The 17,164-nt window shown below is 37.4% G+C and carries 12 protein-coding genes, 1 pseudogene and 1 riboswitch; of the genes and pseudogenes, 7 read left to right on the top strand and 6 right to left on the bottom strand.

The window, feature by feature from the left end; all coding sequences use genetic code 11:
* Positions 1-98: 98 nt before the first annotated feature.
* Positions 99-1,532, bottom strand: a complete 1,434-nt coding sequence (locus AACL61_RS07005) for a C69 family dipeptidase (protein WP_102816348.1) — start codon at positions 1,530-1,532, stop codon at positions 99-101.
* A 163-nt stretch (positions 1,533-1,695) separates the two neighbouring features.
* Positions 1,696-1,794, top strand: a riboswitch (purine riboswitch).
* Between the two features lie 103 nt (positions 1,795-1,897).
* On the opposite strand from AACL61_RS07005, the gene AACL61_RS07000 reads away from it, so the two are divergent.
* On the top strand, positions 1,898-3,226 hold the full coding sequence (locus tag AACL61_RS07000) for a nucleobase:cation symporter-2 family protein (protein WP_102816349.1): 1,329 nt from the start codon (positions 1,898-1,900) through the stop codon (positions 3,224-3,226).
* A gap of 311 nt (positions 3,227-3,537) precedes the next feature.
* Positions 3,538-4,947, top strand: a complete 1,410-nt coding sequence (gene nhaC, locus AACL61_RS06995; protein WP_339111171.1) for a Na+/H+ antiporter NhaC — start codon at positions 3,538-3,540, stop codon at positions 4,945-4,947.
* Positions 4,948-4,989: 42 nt separating this feature from the next.
* Here the strand turns inward: nhaC and AACL61_RS06990 are convergent, their stop codons facing one another.
* Positions 4,990-6,543 (bottom strand): YfcC family protein, encoded by a 1,554-nt coding sequence (locus AACL61_RS06990; RefSeq protein WP_339111170.1) that lies wholly within the window; start codon positions 6,541-6,543, stop codon positions 4,990-4,992.
* A gap of 168 nt (positions 6,544-6,711) precedes the next feature.
* Positions 6,712-7,365 carry a histidine phosphatase family protein gene (locus AACL61_RS06985; protein WP_102816351.1) on the bottom strand — a complete coding sequence of 218 codons (654 nt, stop codon included), beginning with the start codon at positions 7,363-7,365 and terminating at the stop codon, positions 6,712-6,714.
* Positions 7,366-7,496: 131 nt separating this feature from the next.
* Here AACL61_RS06985 and AACL61_RS06980 point away from each other — a divergent pair, with 131 nt between their 5' ends.
* The 3 genes from AACL61_RS06980 (at position 7,497) to AACL61_RS06970 (ending at position 11,294) form a co-directional block, all read left to right on the top strand.
* A complete protein-coding gene (locus tag AACL61_RS06980; RefSeq protein ID WP_102816352.1) occupies positions 7,497-7,760 on the top strand; it encodes a hypothetical protein in 264 nt (87 codons plus the stop codon).
* A gap of 125 nt (positions 7,761-7,885) precedes the next feature.
* Positions 7,886-10,015 (top strand): LTA synthase family protein, encoded by a 2,130-nt coding sequence (locus AACL61_RS06975; RefSeq protein ID WP_339111169.1) that lies wholly within the window; start codon positions 7,886-7,888, stop codon positions 10,013-10,015.
* A gap of 157 nt (positions 10,016-10,172) precedes the next feature.
* The gene (locus AACL61_RS06970; RefSeq protein ID WP_102816054.1) at positions 10,173-11,294 is read left to right on the top strand and encodes a glycerol dehydrogenase; all 1,122 of its coding nucleotides are present in this window, start codon (positions 10,173-10,175) and stop codon (positions 11,292-11,294) included.
* Positions 11,295-11,334: 40 nt separating this feature from the next.
* Here AACL61_RS06970 and AACL61_RS06965 read toward each other — a convergent pair.
* Together AACL61_RS06965 and AACL61_RS06960 are read right to left on the bottom strand one after the other, a co-directional pair.
* Positions 11,335-12,184: pseudogene (locus AACL61_RS06965) on the bottom strand (alpha/beta hydrolase).
* A 68-nt stretch (positions 12,185-12,252) separates the two neighbouring features.
* Positions 12,253-13,464 carry a D-alanyl-D-alanine carboxypeptidase family protein gene (locus tag AACL61_RS06960; protein WP_102816056.1) on the bottom strand — a complete coding sequence of 404 codons (1,212 nt, stop codon included), beginning with the start codon at positions 13,462-13,464 and terminating at the stop codon, positions 12,253-12,255.
* Between the two features lie 70 nt (positions 13,465-13,534).
* Here AACL61_RS06960 and AACL61_RS06955 point away from each other — a divergent pair, with 70 nt between their 5' ends.
* On the top strand, positions 13,535-14,116 hold the full coding sequence (locus AACL61_RS06955; RefSeq protein WP_065533419.1) for a hypothetical protein: 582 nt from the start codon (positions 13,535-13,537) through the stop codon (positions 14,114-14,116).
* A 198-nt stretch (positions 14,117-14,314) separates the two neighbouring features.
* On the opposite strand, the gene AACL61_RS06950 is transcribed toward AACL61_RS06955, so the two are convergent.
* A complete protein-coding gene (locus tag AACL61_RS06950; RefSeq protein ID WP_003669331.1) occupies positions 14,315-14,971 on the bottom strand; it encodes a L,D-transpeptidase in 657 nt (218 codons plus the stop codon).
* Positions 14,972-15,487: 516 nt separating this feature from the next.
* Here AACL61_RS06950 and AACL61_RS06945 point away from each other — a divergent pair.
* Positions 15,488-16,873, top strand: coding sequence for a L,D-transpeptidase family protein (locus tag AACL61_RS06945; RefSeq protein WP_339111168.1), 1,386 nt, complete (start codon positions 15,488-15,490; stop codon positions 16,871-16,873).
* The last annotated feature ends 291 nt before the right edge of the window (positions 16,874-17,164 follow it).

Genomic DNA, 17,164 nt, shown 5'->3' with positions numbered 1-17,164 from the left:
ATTTCCTGTGTACATAAAAACCGGATGATGAATTGTTCAAAAAATTCATCATCCGGTTTTTATTTTGGACTAGGAGTTTTTTCCCAGCCTCTCTATTTTTATAAGTTATCGCCACGTTCAAATTGAAATTTAGAATTCAACAACGCTTCATGTAAAAGCTGGTTAATCAATTTATGTGTTTCATTCAGAACATGATTAGCGGTTTTCATATTTTGTTCAGTTAGGTAGTTAATTAAATTAGCTGAATTTTGAATCTGGGCTGTTTTTGTAATTGTGTCTACTCGTCCTACGCCATAGCTTTGACACCGATCACGGAAATCATTTACCTCATTGATAAATTCATGATAGTGTGGTTCTACAATCACTTCTAACAATTTATTTAACCAATAAGCACTCTTATCCGGCTGCGCATCATCTGTCGCATATTTATATTTTGCCGGAGTATCACTAATATTTGTAAAGAACGGAACATAAGGGCTATAGCAATAAAAGCCAAAATTAATCCATTGAATAGCAGCATATTGTGCCGGTACGTCATTCCGAATTTGCAAAATACATGAACTTTGATTACGATCAAGTGCAATTGAACGGAATTTTCGCTGTTCCTCCGTTGTTCCAGACGCATAGGTTCCCATTGGATCATAAGGAGTGCCATTATAATGCGATGAGAGGAAATACTCTATATCCTCAACGGCAATTTTCTTTTCTGCATGTTGAATAAATGGAATTTTTTGGCTGGTAGGCTCCTGTTTTAAAGATGGGGTAAAGAGCTTTTGACCATACCAAGAACGAGGAGTGTTGTAATAAGCATCTGCCTCATCTTGTGTGCCAAAAATATTCCGGAAATTAAACGTTTGTGGATTAGGATTTAAATGATATTTTTCAACAAAATCTTTAATTTGCGGCGCATACATGAAGCTATCATGATCGTTAAAGTCGACCTCTTCGATACACATAATGTTCGGTGCAATTGCATAAGCATCATCAGGAATCCGCTGGGCAACCCATTGATGACCTCCACCGGTCTCAAAATACCAAACTTCATCCTTATCGCTAAAGGCAATCCCATTGCTTTCACCAGTACCGTACTTTTCAATTAATGATCCAAGCCGTTGAACACCTTCGCGGGCAGACTTAATAAATGGTAGGACAAGATAAACCATTGAATCTTCATTAATTCCGTTCTCTACTAACGGATCATGACCAAGCACCCTGGCATTTGTCATTTCGGTTTCTGTCGCACTCATTGCAACATTATATTCATTAATACCTTGTTCATCCCAGCGTCCTTCATCAGGCACGCCATTGGGAGTTGCCGTATAACGGCATCCCTGGCCCTTCATCTCAACAGTTAACCCATTATATTTTGAAACATAATGTTCACCGGTGTAATCCTTGGCTGGGAATACTTTAAATGTCTTAGGATTGACTCCATCTTCTGCATCCTCATCGCGTGCAATAATTGTTGAACCATCAATCGTAGCATTCTTTCCAACAAGCATTGCCGTACAACTACTCCTTAGCTTTTTCATGATATACGCTTCCTTCCACAGTAGTTAATGTACCTTTTAATAATACCACTATCTGAAACCAACTGGATTATAAGAAAAAGCTGAACGTTAAGCACATAAATCGATCTGAAATATCTTTAATGCCGAACAAACTATTGAAAATGTTCGGCATTAGTGCTAGCATAACTACATCGAATAAATAGCCTATATAATACCGAAATATGGTCGGTTAGTCTCTACCTAAAGCCGTAAACTTTAGACTATAAGCACTTCTTAAAAACTGGCACTGTCTGTTTTTAACTTAAAGCTTTAAAAAATCGGTAGAGAGGCTGAATTTTCAGTCTCTTATTTTTATTTAGGCATGTTAATTTTTGAGGAGGTATATTTTGAAAGAACCTGTTTCATCTATTCAAGCACCTAGTCGTCACGCTAAAATCGATTTCACTCGTCAATGGCAAAACTTTGTCCTCGGTTTCCAGCATTTACTTGCAATGTATTCTGGGGATGTTCTTGTTCCGTTATTAATTGGACATTACTTACATTTCTCCACGCTTCAAATGACTTACCTAGTCTCGATCGACATTTTCATGTGTGGTGTCGCAACCCTCTTACAATTAAAGCGAACACCATTAACTGGAATCGGCTTGCCCGTTGTCCTCGGTTGCGCAGTTCAAGCTGTTACTCCCCTCGAAATAATTGGTGGAAAGCTAGGAATCACTTATATGTATGGGGCCGTTATTGCAGCCGGGATCTTTGTTTTCCTAATTGCTGGCTTTTTTGCCCGCTTAAAAAAGTTTTTTCCACCGGTCGTTACTGGATCTTTAATAACTATTATTGGATTTACCCTTGTTCCAGTAGGTTTCCAAGACCTAGGAGGAGGTACGCCAACTGCTGCTTCATTTGGTGATCCCGCTAACCTCCTTATCGGCTTTCTAACAATTGCTATCATTCTGTTATTCAATGCCTTTGCTCGTGGCTTTATGAAGTCAATCGCCATTTTATTAGGAATTTTAATCTCTTCTTTCATTGCAGGCGCATTAGGCTTTGTCTCTCTTAAACCGGTTAGTGAAGCTGCTTGGTTCCACGCTCCGCAATTATTCTTCTTTGGCGTGCCACGTTTTGATATGAGTGCCATGATCACAATGATTCTTGTTTCGCTCACGACAATGATTGAGTCAACCGGTGTTTTCTTTGCCCTTAGCGACATTACTGGCCGGCAATTAACAACCAACGACTTAGAACGTGGATACCGCGCTGAAGGGATTGCTGCAATTTTAGGCGGACTTTTTAATACCTTCCCTTATTCTACCTTCTCTGAAAATGTAGGTGTTCTTAAAATGTCCGGAGTGAAAAGTCGCCAACCCGTTTACTATGCCGCCTTTTTACTCTTATTGCTTGGTCTTTTGCCTAAAGTCGGCGCCCTCGCAACTGTCATTCCAGAACCGGTCCTTGGTGGTGCGATGATTGTGATGTTTGGGATGGTCGGTGTTCAAGGAGTTCAAATTCTGCATAAAGTTGACTTCTCTAATAACGCTAACCTTCTTACTGCATCTGTTTCCATCGGATTAGGATTAGGGATTACTATGTATCCTCAACTATTCCAACATATGCCAACAGAATTTCAAATCATTCTGGGTAACGGGATTGTTGTCACCAGTCTTTCAGCCGTTCTTCTTAATCTGTTATTTAATCACCGGTGGGCTAATCATGATTAATTCTCATTCTCTTTTAATTTAGTTGTTGACATTCAAATCTCAGCACGATATTATAATTTCAACAATTATCGTTTCAGTAGAGCCTTCGTTGGGCGTAAGAGAGCCGGTGGTTAGGTGCGAACCGGTCAGGCGGAGTGTTTCGAATTATCACGTGATCTGAATTGTCCGGCCATATTCAGTGCCGTTACCACCTGATATGAGTGCGCATAAAATCAAGATGCGTAGGTGGGTGGTACCGCGATTAAAATAATCGTCCCGTTGATACTTTTGTCAACGGGACTTTTTTATTTCTTTTCTAAGGAGGAACAACGATGAAGAGTATTCGTTTCAAAGAGGCCACAACCCTCTTACTTATCATGTTAATAATTTTAGGGACTGCCGTGATTAAGTTTGGCTTGTCACCACAGATCCCCGTCCTATTTGTCATTGCTTTACTTATTCTTTGGGTTAAGCTTCGTGGTGCTAGTTGGGACGAGATTTATAAGGGTATCCAAGAAGGAATCGGTACCGCAATCATCCCCATCTTTATCTTTATCCTTATTGGCGCATTAATCGCCGTTTGGATTCAAGCTGGAGTCATCCCTACAATTATGATTGTCGGCTTCAAACTGATTAGCAGTCAATTTTTTGTTCCATCAACATTCATTGTCTGTTCTTTAGTCGGTCTATCCATTGGTAGTGGTTTTACAACTATTTCGACAATCGGAATTGCCTTATTTGGAATGGGAGTTGCGCTTAATGCTAATCCTGCACTAGTAGCGGGTGCGATTATTTCGGGAGCCGTTTTTGGTGATAAAATGTCGCCACTCTCTGATTCAACTAATCTTGCCTCTGCAATCGCAGGTAGTGACCTTTTCGCCCATATCAAGAATATGATGTGGTCAACGATTCCTTCTTTTATCGTGTCGCTAATTCTATTCTGGTTCTTTGGTAATTCCAGTTCCCATATGAGCGCTGGTAAGATCGCCCACACAATGGCTATCCTTAATCAACAATTTACGATTTCATGGTGGGCTCTATTACCAATCGCCTTAATGTTTATCTGTGCATGGCGTCATATTCCGGCTATTCCAACTTTATTTATCAATATCATCGTTACAATAGTCATGATTTTCTTCCAAAAACCAAGAACCTCTCTTCAATCCCTCGCCAAATTAATTAGTGATGGCTTCGTTGCTCACACTAGCGATGCAACTGTTAATACGCTGCTTACCCGTGGTGGGATTAGCAGTATGATGGGAACAGTTTCCCTGATCATTGTTACCCTTTCGCTTGGGGGAATTTTGATGAAGTTTAACATTGTTCAGTCAGCAATGAAGCCGCTTGTTGACCACCTTCATAAGCCTGGCAGCCTTATTACTGTTACAATTCTTTCAGGTATCGGAATCAATCTTTTTGTTGGGGAGCAATACCTTTCCGTTATTCTTCCGGGTAAGGCATTTAAGGGTGCGTTTGATAAAATGGGCCTTTCACCATTAGCTCTTAGTCGTGTCCTTGAAGATGGCGGAAGTGTTATTAACTACTTAATCCCATGGGGAGTTGCTGGATCATTCGCCGCCTCAACCCTTGGTGTACCAGTCCTTCACTTCCTACCATTTGCTTTCTTTAGTTTATTTTCACCAGTCTTCTCAATTTTAAGTGGAGTTACTGGAATTGGTTTGAAGTGGCAAAAAGGAAAGCAGCGCAATACTACGAATGAAAATCAAATAAAGGAAGCTTAAAAAAATCTGGGTTTGAGAATTTCTCTTACCCAGACTTTTTTATTATCCTGCAATTAATACTTCTGTTACCAACAATCCACCACCAAAGATTAAAACAAAGACAACTACCGGCCACACGAAACGCAGCCAATGGGAATATCGCATATCAAGCATTTGCAAAGTTGCCATTACTAATCCAGTCGGTGCTAAGAATAACATTGCATATTGTCCAAATTGATATGCAGTAACAACCGTATATCGTGGAATATGAACCGTATCAGCTAGTGGCGCTAAAATTGGCATTGCTAGCACTGCTAAACCAGATGATGATGGAACGATAAAGCCTAAGACAAAGAATACTAACATCATCACAATAATGAAAAATGATCCGTTCATATGCGCAACCATTTTTGAAGAAGCATAGAGAATTGTATCAGAAATATAGCCATCATTAAGCACTTTATTAATTCCCCGTGCCAAACCAATAATTAATGATACACCGACTAAGCTAGCTGCTCCATCAGAAAAAGCTGTTGTGGTCTTATATTCGCCTAAACCGTCTTGGTGCCCGAAACAAGTTAAAAACATAATAATAATAGCAATTGTTAAGAAAGCTGATGCCATGTTAGGAAAGGCCCATCCTTTGGCCATTACTCCCCAAATCATAATTGGGAAAGCACAGGCAAATAAAATTAAAATAATTTTCTTTTTTAAAGTAAACCGCTGATCTTTTTCTTCGCTAGTAGTCATTCCCCGCATTTGATCAAATTTATCCCGATCATCATAGGAATAGGAAAACTGTGGATTCTGTTGTACTTTGCGTGCATACCAATGCAAGTAAAATAATAAACAAGTAACTGCAATAACCAAACCAAAAATTCGTCCTGCCATTCCTTGCGTAAAAGTTGTCCCAGCAGCATTTGACGCAATTACAACTGAAAACGGATTGATTACTGAAAATGTTGTTCCAAGCGAACTTGCTAAGAAAATAGCCCCAACACAAACAATTGAATCATAACCCATCGCAATAAAAACTGGGGCTAAGATTGGATAAAAGGCAACCGCTTCTTCTTCAATCCCACATAGGGTTCCACCAAGTGCTAGTAAAACCGTTACGAGGAACACTAAAATAAATTCTTTCCCCTTAGTTTTGGTAGATAGCGCGGCTAGCCCAGATTCAAAGGCTCCACTTGCTTTAACAACACCAATCAAACCACCTAAGACTAAGATAAAAATCATAATATCAACTGATTCTATCGTACCATCGACCATACTAGAGAAAATATCGCTGACCGAAGCAGGATGCTGTTCAAGCCGCTTATAAGTTCCCGGTACTGAAATTGGCTTATTGATTGCACCAGATTTAAACTGGTCGACATCAATCTGAATGTGCAATTTATCTAATGTTGCCTGTGTTGCCGGATAACTAATTTTTTCTCCAGTTGGTTGTGTTACTTGGAGATGATCATTGACATATGCTAGCTTAGAATAGCTTCCTGCTGGAACAATCCAAGTTAACATTACTGCAATCACTGTTAGAAAGAATAAAATTGTAAACGCACCTGGCATTTTTAATTTAAACCGATGCTTTTTTCCTGCTGTTGCTTCTCCCATCATCCTCACTCCTTAAGTCTTCTTTCTCCCTTCTATTAATTTTAGCAAGCGTTTTCAATAAACTTCGTAATAAGTCAGATTAATTCAACAAATGCATATTTATTATTTAAAAAGCAGGTTAAACCCATTAGATTTACCTGCTTTTTAACATTTTCACTTTTATTACTTAGGCTACTTATTATATTCAACAATTTCCATATCATTATCAGTCAACGTTGCGCGCGTCAGACTTCCATTTGCTGGGCGCTCAGTCACATCATACTTTCCATGACCAAAACGTTCTACTAAGCTTAAAACAGTATTTCCATGACTCACCCATAAAATATTGGCATCGTCAGGTAAATCAGCGTTACGAATTAATTCAATCCCTTTGTCCATTCGTTGCCAATACTCTTCATTATTTTCGGCATCATGAAATGGATCAGCATCCTTTAACCAGTCTTTGGCTTGACCAATGGAATACGCGGTTACAATTTCACGGAAGTTCTTAAAGCCATGAGGGGCACCCGCATTGTACCAAGCAAGATCCATATTTGTTCCTTCATATGATCCATAAAACTCTTCCCGAAAATAAGGAGCAGTGACTGGGTGAGCTACAGAATTAGCATTATTAAGATTTAAAATTACTTGGGCTGTTTCCATGGCTCGGGAAAGGTCACTACAAAAGGCACCATCGAAGTGAATATTCTGCAACTTCTCACCAGCTACCTTTGCATCTTCTTTTCCCTTCATAGTTAGGGGAGAATTACTCCAACCTTGTAATTTATTGTAAATATTAAAGAAAGTCTGTCCATGGCGAACAAGATAAATATTCAATTTAGTCATAACAATCCCTCCATAATTTTATTGTACCGCTTACAAGTCCTTAAAACTATTTAAAAATTAACTTTGAGCTTTAAACACATATTCTTCATATTCTCCACGTAGACTAAAAAATATAGGAGGAAGGAATTATTATGAAGCTTAGAGACACGAGTCAACCAAATATTGTTGCTGCTAAGATTATTAATGTTACTCCGAAAAATGTTACTGTAATTACTGAAGAAGGCCACTTACTCAAGATTCCATTAACTAAACAGTATCGGGAAGATAAAACTTTACGGGCATCATTGGTTGATATCTTGAGAGCAGGGATATGGATTCCAGTAAATAAAAAGCTAAAAAAATTGTTTAGTTACGACTGGCTTTCTGTTCCTGCCTTGGTCCCAGCAAAGAATTAAGTTTCTTCAACGATTTCCATAAAAAGAATGTTTTATAGTAATCTATGATAAAATAATTCTTGATTTGTCGAAATTGCACTTCGATAATATAGAACAAACCATATTGATTGCGAGGAACATTCCTAATGAAAAAATTAAGCAAATTTGTGGATACTAGGATTGGTTTTTTCACCCTCCTAGTTATCCTTTTTTGGTTAAAGACCCTGTTTGCTTACTTTACTGACTTTAGGCTTGGCGTTACGGGAATTTTTCAATACCTTATTTTAATTTTCAACCCATTAGCGACCACCTTTTTTATTTACAGTTTAGCATTCTACTTTAAGCGTTCGCGGTTCTTCTACCCAGTTATTATGGGTCTAGACATTGCGAACACATTGTTACTCTATTTAAACGTCATCTATTATCGTGAATTTACCGATTTTATGACAATTGCTACGATGACTGGTTATTCAAAAGTTAATCAAGGTTTAAGTGGTAGTTCACTTGCCCTCACTAACTTTCATGATGTCTTTTACTGGTTAGATATCGTCGTAATTCTTATTTTAATGCTCTGTAAAGTTATCAAATTTGATCCACGAGCAATTGGAACACGGTTAGCATTCGCATTTAGCTCCGTTGGTCTTGTTTTATTTGGGGTTAATTTGTCTTTTGCGGAAATGAGTCGTCCTCAATTACTTGGCCGGACATTTGATCGTTCTTACATTGTAAAATATCTTGGTATTGATACTTTTACTGGTTATGATTTAGTAAAATCGCAACATATCAATAATATGCGACAGAGTGCTACTAAACCTGAACTACTAAAAGTTAAGAAGTTCACTGATAAGCACTACGCTCCGGCCAATCCACAAATGTATGGAATTGCCAAGGGCCGTAACGTGATTATCATCCACCTTGAAAGTTTTCAACAATTTTTAATTAACAAGAAGATCAACGGTCAAGAAGTTACCCCATTCCTTAACTCGCTTTATAACGGCAAGGATACCTACTCGTTTGATAATTTCTTCCATCAAGTCGGTCAAGGTAAAACTAGTGATGCAGAAAACCTCTTAGAGACTAGTACATTTGGCTTGCCACAAGGATCTTTATTTGCCACGTTAGGGAGTGACAATACTTTCCAAGGTGCTCCTGCTATTCTTAATCAACGCGCCGGTTACACGAGCGCAGTCTTCCATGGAAATGTTGCTAGTTTCTGGAATCGTAATAATGTATACAAGAATTTAGGTTATCAATACTTCTTTGATGCTAGTTATTATGATACTTCTGGAGACAAGGCTACCGGATATGGACTTAAAGATAAGTTATTATTCAAAAACTCGATCAAGTATCTCCAAAGTTTACAGCAACCATTCTACGCTAAATATATCACTGTTACTAACCACTTCCCTTATACACTTGATGACGAAGATAAAGATCCAAACTTCCAAACAACTAATACTGGGGATAGTAACGTCGATAATTACTTTGTAACAGCTCATTATCTTGATCAATCAATTCAAGAATTCTTTAATTATCTCCAAAAGACTGGTCTTGATAAGAAATCAATTATTATGATTTATGGTGATCATTATGGGATTTCAAACAGCGAGAATACTTCCTTAGCAAGTGTTCTTGGAAAAAGTGCAGATGATTGGACTGACTTTGATAATGCTCAACTTCAACGCGTACCGCTAATGTTTGTCATCCCTGGTACGGGTCACGGAAAAGTTTATCATACCTATGGCGGAGAAGTTGATGTTCTTCCAACCCTCCTTCACTTATTAGGAATTAGCAGTAAACGCTATATTCAATTTGGAACCGATCTCTTCTCCAGCAAGCATAATCAAGTGGTTGCCTTCCGTAATCGGGATTTTGTTACGCCAACTTATACGAGTGTGGACGGAACAATTTACAATAATAAGACCGGTAAAGAAGCTAAACTTACCAAGAAGCAGCAAGAGAAGTTAAAGAAGGATCAAGATTTTGTAAATGAGGAATTAACTCTTTCTGATTCGTTAAACGAAAAGAATCTCTTGCGGTTCTACCATCCAAAAGGGTTTAAAAACGTTAACCCAGCTGATTACAATTATTCAAATGGTCTAAAACGAGCGCAGCGAATCGAGAAGAAGAAAGGAATTAAATCAACAAGTATTTACTCAGAAAACGGTAACCGTTCAACTGTGGATGACTACAGCACTGACGCCCCTGAGCAAAACCACTCTTCCACTGATTCCAACCGTATTAAGATCACTAACCCAGACGCTAATAATAAGTAGTAAGGGTACAAAATAGTATAGTAGAGTCTAGCAGAGCACTGTGTTCTGCCTAGACTCTATTTTTTAAGTTTAAGCTAATTTCAATCAGCTAAACTTTCCCTCCATTAATAAAAGTGATATTGTTAACTTGTACACAAAGAATAATGGAGGGATTTTTATGGTTGAAGAATTTGGCTCACCATCGTCTTACATTCAAGGAAAAGGTGTCCTTTTTGAAAGTGATAAGTATCTTAAAAACTTTGGCACAAAACCGTTATTATTGGCTGGCGAAACCGTCTATAAAATTGTAGGTAAGCGGTTTGAACAGTATCTTCAAGAAAGCGGTTATGATGTCACCCGTGTTCAATTTAATGGTGAATCATCCACTAACGAAGTAAACCGGGTCACAGAAATTGGTAAAGAAAATAATGTAACCGTCGTTTATGGTCTTGGTGGTGGTAAAACAGTTGATACTGCCAAAGCGATTGCCGACAATCTCCATCTACCAGTTGTAATTATGCCGACATTGGCTTCAAATGATGCTCCCTGTTCACGCCTTTCGGTAATCTATACTGATGACGGTGGATTTGACCATTATCGTTTCTACAACCAAAATCCTGACTTGGTCTTAGTTGATACACAAGTTATCGCTAATGGTCCTGTTCGAATGCTAATTTCCGGAATTGCTGATGCTTTAGCTACCAATGTTGAAGCACAAGCAGTTGCCAAAGCTAATAGCGATACAATGCTCGGTGAAAAACAAACCCTTGTTGGAAATGCAATTGCTCAAAAATGTGAAGAAACATTATTTAATTACTCGCACCTAGCTGTATCTGATGCAGAAGCCCATGTCGTTACACCAGCATTTTCTAATATTGTTGAAGCAAATACGCTAATGAGCGGTCTCGGTTTTGAAAGTGGTGGTCTATCTGGTGCCCACGCTATTCATGATGGCTTAACAATTTTAGAAGAGACTCATGATTTAACACACGGTGAAAAGGTCGCATACGGTACCTTAACACAATTAATGTTGGAAGGCGCTGACCAGGAACGCTATAACAAGTACTTCCAATTTATTCTTTCTTTAGGTCTACCAACTACTCTTGCTGATCTACATTTAGAAAATGTCACTGATGAAGAATTGCTCAATGCTGGAAAAGCCGCCTGTTCAGAACAAGATACCATGGATCGTTTGCCATTTAAGGTAAGTCCAGATGACGTTGCTCAAGCATTACGAGCAGTTGATGCATATACTAAACAATATTTAAATAGTCACCATTGTCATCATAGCCAGATGTAATAAAAAAATCAGACGCGAAATTTTTCTGCGTCTGATTTTTTTATTTACCCCATAAGAAATTAATTAATGCCTTATCAACTTGAGCATTATTATGAAGTTTCGAATGTTGAGCATCTTTTCCTGTTATTTTTAGAACACGATATGACTTTGCCCGAGCAGCCACTAGATACTTAAGTGACAATGAAGATACATTATCAACAGTACCGTCTGAATGATTACCAACATCACCAATAATATTAAGAACTGCTACCTGACCTTTCGGATAAGTTTGCCGTACTTCTGTCATCTGACGATATGTGGCGTTCATTTCATTTGGTTTTCCGTCTTTATTTAATTTCATTCCAACTGGTTGCTGGATAGCAGCAGGTACTTGTTTAAAATTCAATCCCGCAAAATGACCTGCGATATCAACCTGTTTTTTGTAATTGAGGCATATTCTGATTTTTACCGTTTTGCAACATATAGTAAATAATCGAAATATTTCCCAGGGAATGACCAACCATATTAATCTTAGTTATGCGATAGCGTTTCTGTAATGCCTTTACAACATTTGTCGCATATTCGCCATGCTTATTAAAATCTAACTGCCTATTGTTATCATAATTTACCTCAACAATTGGATTGATGGCCCCTTTATGCATTGAACCATGAAGGGTGACTTCCCCGTTATTAGCAACATCAGCTCGCAGAACTGTGCTCGTTACCCCGGCTTTTTTAGCAGCGTTTACCATGTGTTCTTCTGCATGATAACTACTACCTCCACCATGGAAAAATAGCGTTGGCGTTGTTGATTGCACATACTTACTATGTTTTTGCTGACGCCAAACTGCACCACCAATTATTGCCAGGATAACAATTACTATCACTACACCAATATGGCTTTTTTTCATAATTTTCACCCGCTTTTTTGTTTACTTAGATTATAAGCCTAAGAACAATAATGCAGTCAAAACTTATTTTAATGTAGGAGACGTTGCCAAAAGTTTCCACGGCGAACATCATTAGCACTATATAGAGAGTAAGTTAATGGTTCACCATTAAGCGTTTCTAATTGATCACTCGTTATCCTTAAGTTGCCAACACGTTCACCTTTCCAGATAGGTGCTTCTAGTTTTTTATTTTTATATTGTGTTCCAATTGTATAATTCGTTTTTGTATCGTACGGACTCCAAATAGTTACATGTTGTGGCGTGAGTTTCATTGTTTTTTCAACACCATTAGCTACTTTACGTGTTGTTACTGATGATGGAACTTTTATTTTTTGTAAATGGTCCTCTGTCTTAAGGATCTTATATAAATTCTGCGTAGCCTTAAATCGGTTATCTTTATTGCTCCCTTTTGAATGTAAGATAACAGTAATGATACGATGTCCCTGATACTTACCTGTACTTGCAAAACAAGCTCCCGCACTGTCAGAAGTCCCCGTTTTCAAGCCATCAATCGTTACTCCTTTTACAGCGTACTGTTCTCCCGGTAACATCTTATTAAGATTTTTTTCAGTCTTAACTTGATCTTTCGCTATTTGAAATTTTACTTCTTTTTGTGCTGTAATTTGCAAAAGTTCTGGATAATGCTTTACAAAGTATTGCGATAAAATGGCAACATCCCGTGCACTCATCGTATTAGCAGCATTGTTAGGAAGATCAGCTAACTTAAAACTTTTCATATCTCCATTGTCTAATCCGACTGAATTAACAATATTTGTCTTAGTCATTCCAATTTTTTTGGCTTTTTGCATCATTTTAAGATTAAATTCATCGGTTCCATCCCCGGTAGCAGTTGCAAGTGCAACGGTAGCTCCATCAGCGGACTTTACAAGGGCTGCATTGATTAATGTCCGAACTGAATAAGATTGACCAGATTTTAGTCCGATTGAAGAATAAGCAGCATCATTAGAAATAGCCGCAATTTCAGGAGTTATTTTTACTTGAGTATCCCATGAGAGTTGCTTCTGTTGGATTTCATCTTCTATTACCAAAATAGTTAATAATTTTGTAATTGAGGCCACTGGAAGAGCCTTATCTACACTTTGCTTATAGATAATTTGCCCTGTTGAAGCATCAGCCATGATCGCTGCAGAAGCATCAATTCGATTATTTGCTAATACGGATTGACTTCCCACCATTAGCATCATGAATAGAGATAAAATAAAAACTGTCAATTTTTTCATAAAATCTATTCTCCTATTTTCTCCAAGTACGGTAAGATAAACTTAATAATAAATAATAAAGGAATTCATTATGAATAAAGAACTTAAATCGCTGCTTTTCATCTCAACTGGCCTATTCCTTATTTTTGTTCTAATTTTTAATCTTTATACATATAATGCTGCTAGATTTATTCCCCAAGCTAGCAAAACAAGCCAAATTCTTAACCAAAATCGGCTTCGCGCCCCTAATATCCACCGTTCCTCTGAAAATTGGACATACCCTAAGCTCGGTAACGCCCCTATTGAATTGATCGCCATCAAACAAGCAAAAAGAATTCTAGTTATTAACTCAAATAAGCGCCAAGTTATTTACATCATCCACGCACAGATTAATCTACCAGCACAAAAAAATTCTTTCCGCTTACTTCATGCTCGGGGGCAGCAAATTTATCATATTAATGGTTCCCAGCAAGCCATCGCTAAGAATTGGTTAGGAATTACTAATGGGAACTACATTGAAACCCCCGTTACAGATATGAATAATCATCAGGTCTCACGCAATCTACGAAAAGCACCCAAAATTGAAAATACTATCCAGGTGTCAACCCCCGATGCTAAATGGCTGCAAACTTTACCTGAAAATACACCCTTAATAGTTAAGGAGGACTATTAATATGATTTCACGCCTAAAACATGGACGGTTTTTTAATCACTTACTTGGAAGTAATCTTATTTTGCTAATTATAATTAGCTTTTATAATCTTCTTACATACTTCATCCCATTAAGCCAAATTTCAATCACTCAAATAATTTTCTTCTTTCTAATAATTGATCTACTCTTGTCTATCTTTAAGATTTTAGCGCTACACAATTAGCCGACAATCTCAATCTTAGTGCCAACTGGCAAATTCTTTTCCATCCATTGAGCGTCTGGCACTGAAAGCCGAATACACCCGTGAGAACCCTGTGTTTTTCCAAGTTTAGCAGCTTCCTGTTCATTATATTTTCCATCTGCTTTAGTCGGAACACTATGGAACAAGTATTCTCCATGATTCTTCCAAGAAACGTAGTAATTAGCTCCCTCTTTCAACGATTGATTAAAGAAGCTATCCCCTCGCTCTTGTTGAGCATAAAATGTTCCTGTCGGGGTCACACTTTTTAGTTTACCAGTTTTAGGATCCTTTTTATAAATTCCACCTGTGCTATACATTGTGTAAATGACCTTTGAACCATCATACAAATATGTCCGATTATTTTTTAAATCAACTTTAATCCAAAAGTCCTTCACTTTATTCAAATCTGGATACGGAACTGTTTCTGAGGACTTATGCCAATCAATTGGGGTTCTCATATGACTTTCACTATTATCGATTTCCTTTTCTTGTGTTGGCTTTTCTTTTACTTGCGATTCAACTACTGCTTTTTTGGGATGTGCATTGGAAGCAGCATGTAATTCTGGACCAATTGCAATTATTGCTACTAATAAGCAAAATATTCCATAAATCCAATGCTTTACTCGTAAGTTCAAATTAATTTCTCCTTTACAGATAATTCAAAACATCACTATTATAATTATAGGAAATTTTTTATTCAATATACTTTAAAAAAGGTGTACAAAATGCGAGATAATCTTAAAGTTTCATACTTAACTGCTATCTTTTTCTTTATTGTTGCTATCATTTATGCAAATCTTGCGTAATAATCGTGAGGATTCTACTATGACATCATTTTTTTCATTCATATCAAATATTTGGTCGTATACCATCAACCATAAATGGTCAAAGGATATTTTACGAGCCAACATCCTTTTTATTCTTTTAGTTATTGTTTACGATCTTTTTCACTTTTCATTAAAAATAATTAATTGGCGGATCTTTTTTAAAGTATTTCTGCTATTAAATATTTGTTTGTTTTTTAAGTTCCTTTTAGATGGCATTGATCGCTATTTAAGAGCACGGTAACTTTATAAATTCTTTATTGAGTTATCAATTTTCCGTGCTAAGATAGGAACGTAATTATTTATTTTCGATTTGAGGAAGGTACAATGCATTCATATATTAAATACTGGATAGCAGGAATAGGAGCATTATTAATTATAATGATTGCGGGGATGACTGTTCACCAGAAAAATCATTTCAATAAAAACGTAACCATCAATAATGTTGCCGTGGGAGGGCTAACAGCCAAGCAAGCTTTTGATAAGGTAAAGGGAACCTCAAGAGCAACTAAGGTATATGTTGACAATAAGCTAGTTTACCAAACTAAATCCATGAAGGCTAATTTTAGCAATAATGATGAACAAAAATTTAATCAAGCACTGAAAAAGCAGTTTACATTTTTCCCATCTCATAAAGCAACAAACTTATCAATAAAGCCAGATAACTTTGATCAAGATTCGTTTAATATTGCGAAAAACAAATTAACTAACAAGGTATATCAATTCAACACAAGTCGTAAAGCTCCCGTTGATGCTTACGCGGTCTACCAAAATGAGAAAGTTTCTGTAGTTCCTGCAGTTAAGGGTAATAAATATGATTTACAAAACGCTGTTAATCAACTAAATAATCAAGCCGGAAGTACTAAAATTAATATTACTTTACATAAGGAACAACCGATTGCTGCAAATAGCAAAACCGTTAAGAACGAGGAAAAACAGTTAAATAAGTTAAAAGGGAAGAAAGTTACTTACCTTGTTCAAAATGAAAAGTATAGCTTCACTACCAATCAAATTATTACCCGGGCAACTTATCAAAATGGCAAGTATCACTTCGACACTACGGCCTTAAATAAACAAGTAAAGAAAATCAATGAAAAACATGCAACTCTTGATAAACCATTTAAATTTAAAACTCATTCTGGAGCGGAAATTACCACTACAGCTAATGGTTCCTATGGTTGGAAAATTAGCGAGAAAAAAGCTGGCAATTCATTAACTAAGGCAATTATCGATGGTCGCCAAGAAGTTGATGGGGAGCACGATATTGAAGGAAAAGGCTATAACACTGCTGGACTCGGCTACAATGTTACATCCAATAATGGTATTGGCGACACTTATGCTGAGGTTTCATTAGCTGACCAACGAGCTTATTTCTACAAAGATGGTAAATGTGTCCTTGAAACAGATATCGTTAGTGGAACTAATAATGAAGGCAACAAAACGCCAAAGGGAGTCTGGTATATCATGTACCAACAAAGTCCATCTGTTCTCCGTGGACAAAACGATGATGGATCAAGTTATGCAAGTAAAGTTAATTATTGGTCGCCGTTTACTTTAACAGGATGTGGCTTCCACGATGCAAGTTGGCGTCACAATTGGTCCAAGACTGCTTACCTAAGCGATGGTTCGCACGGTTGTATTAATATGCAACCAAGCGTGGCTGGTCAAGCCTTCCATGATTTAAAGCAAAATGAACCTGTTATTATTTATTAATACTCTAGGGAGCGAGACAGAAGTCACTTGTGACTTCGTTTTTCGACGCGAAGCTAGCCTCTGGGAGCCCCCGCAAGCAATAATAGGCCTCTAGCGTTCGGTTTCCGGACGTTAGAGGCCATTGTTGTACTGCGTATTTGCTTTTTATGAAAGTAACTTAACTTATGTCACAGTCCCTATTATTTTAAAAGAACACCTAACCGGACTGTGGTGAAAAACTCGCAAGCTAGCTTATTTTTTATTCTCTTAATTAATATATACGTAAAAAATGGTGGATTATAGAATGAAGTT

Origin of the sequence: Limosilactobacillus reuteri subsp. porcinus (assembly GCF_036621895.1) — a bacterium.
Taxonomy (GTDB): domain Bacteria; phylum Bacillota; class Bacilli; order Lactobacillales; family Lactobacillaceae; genus Limosilactobacillus; species Limosilactobacillus reuteri_J.
The sequence above is the reverse complement of the archived record's forward strand: the minus strand, read 5'-3'. Positions and strand labels throughout refer to the sequence as shown.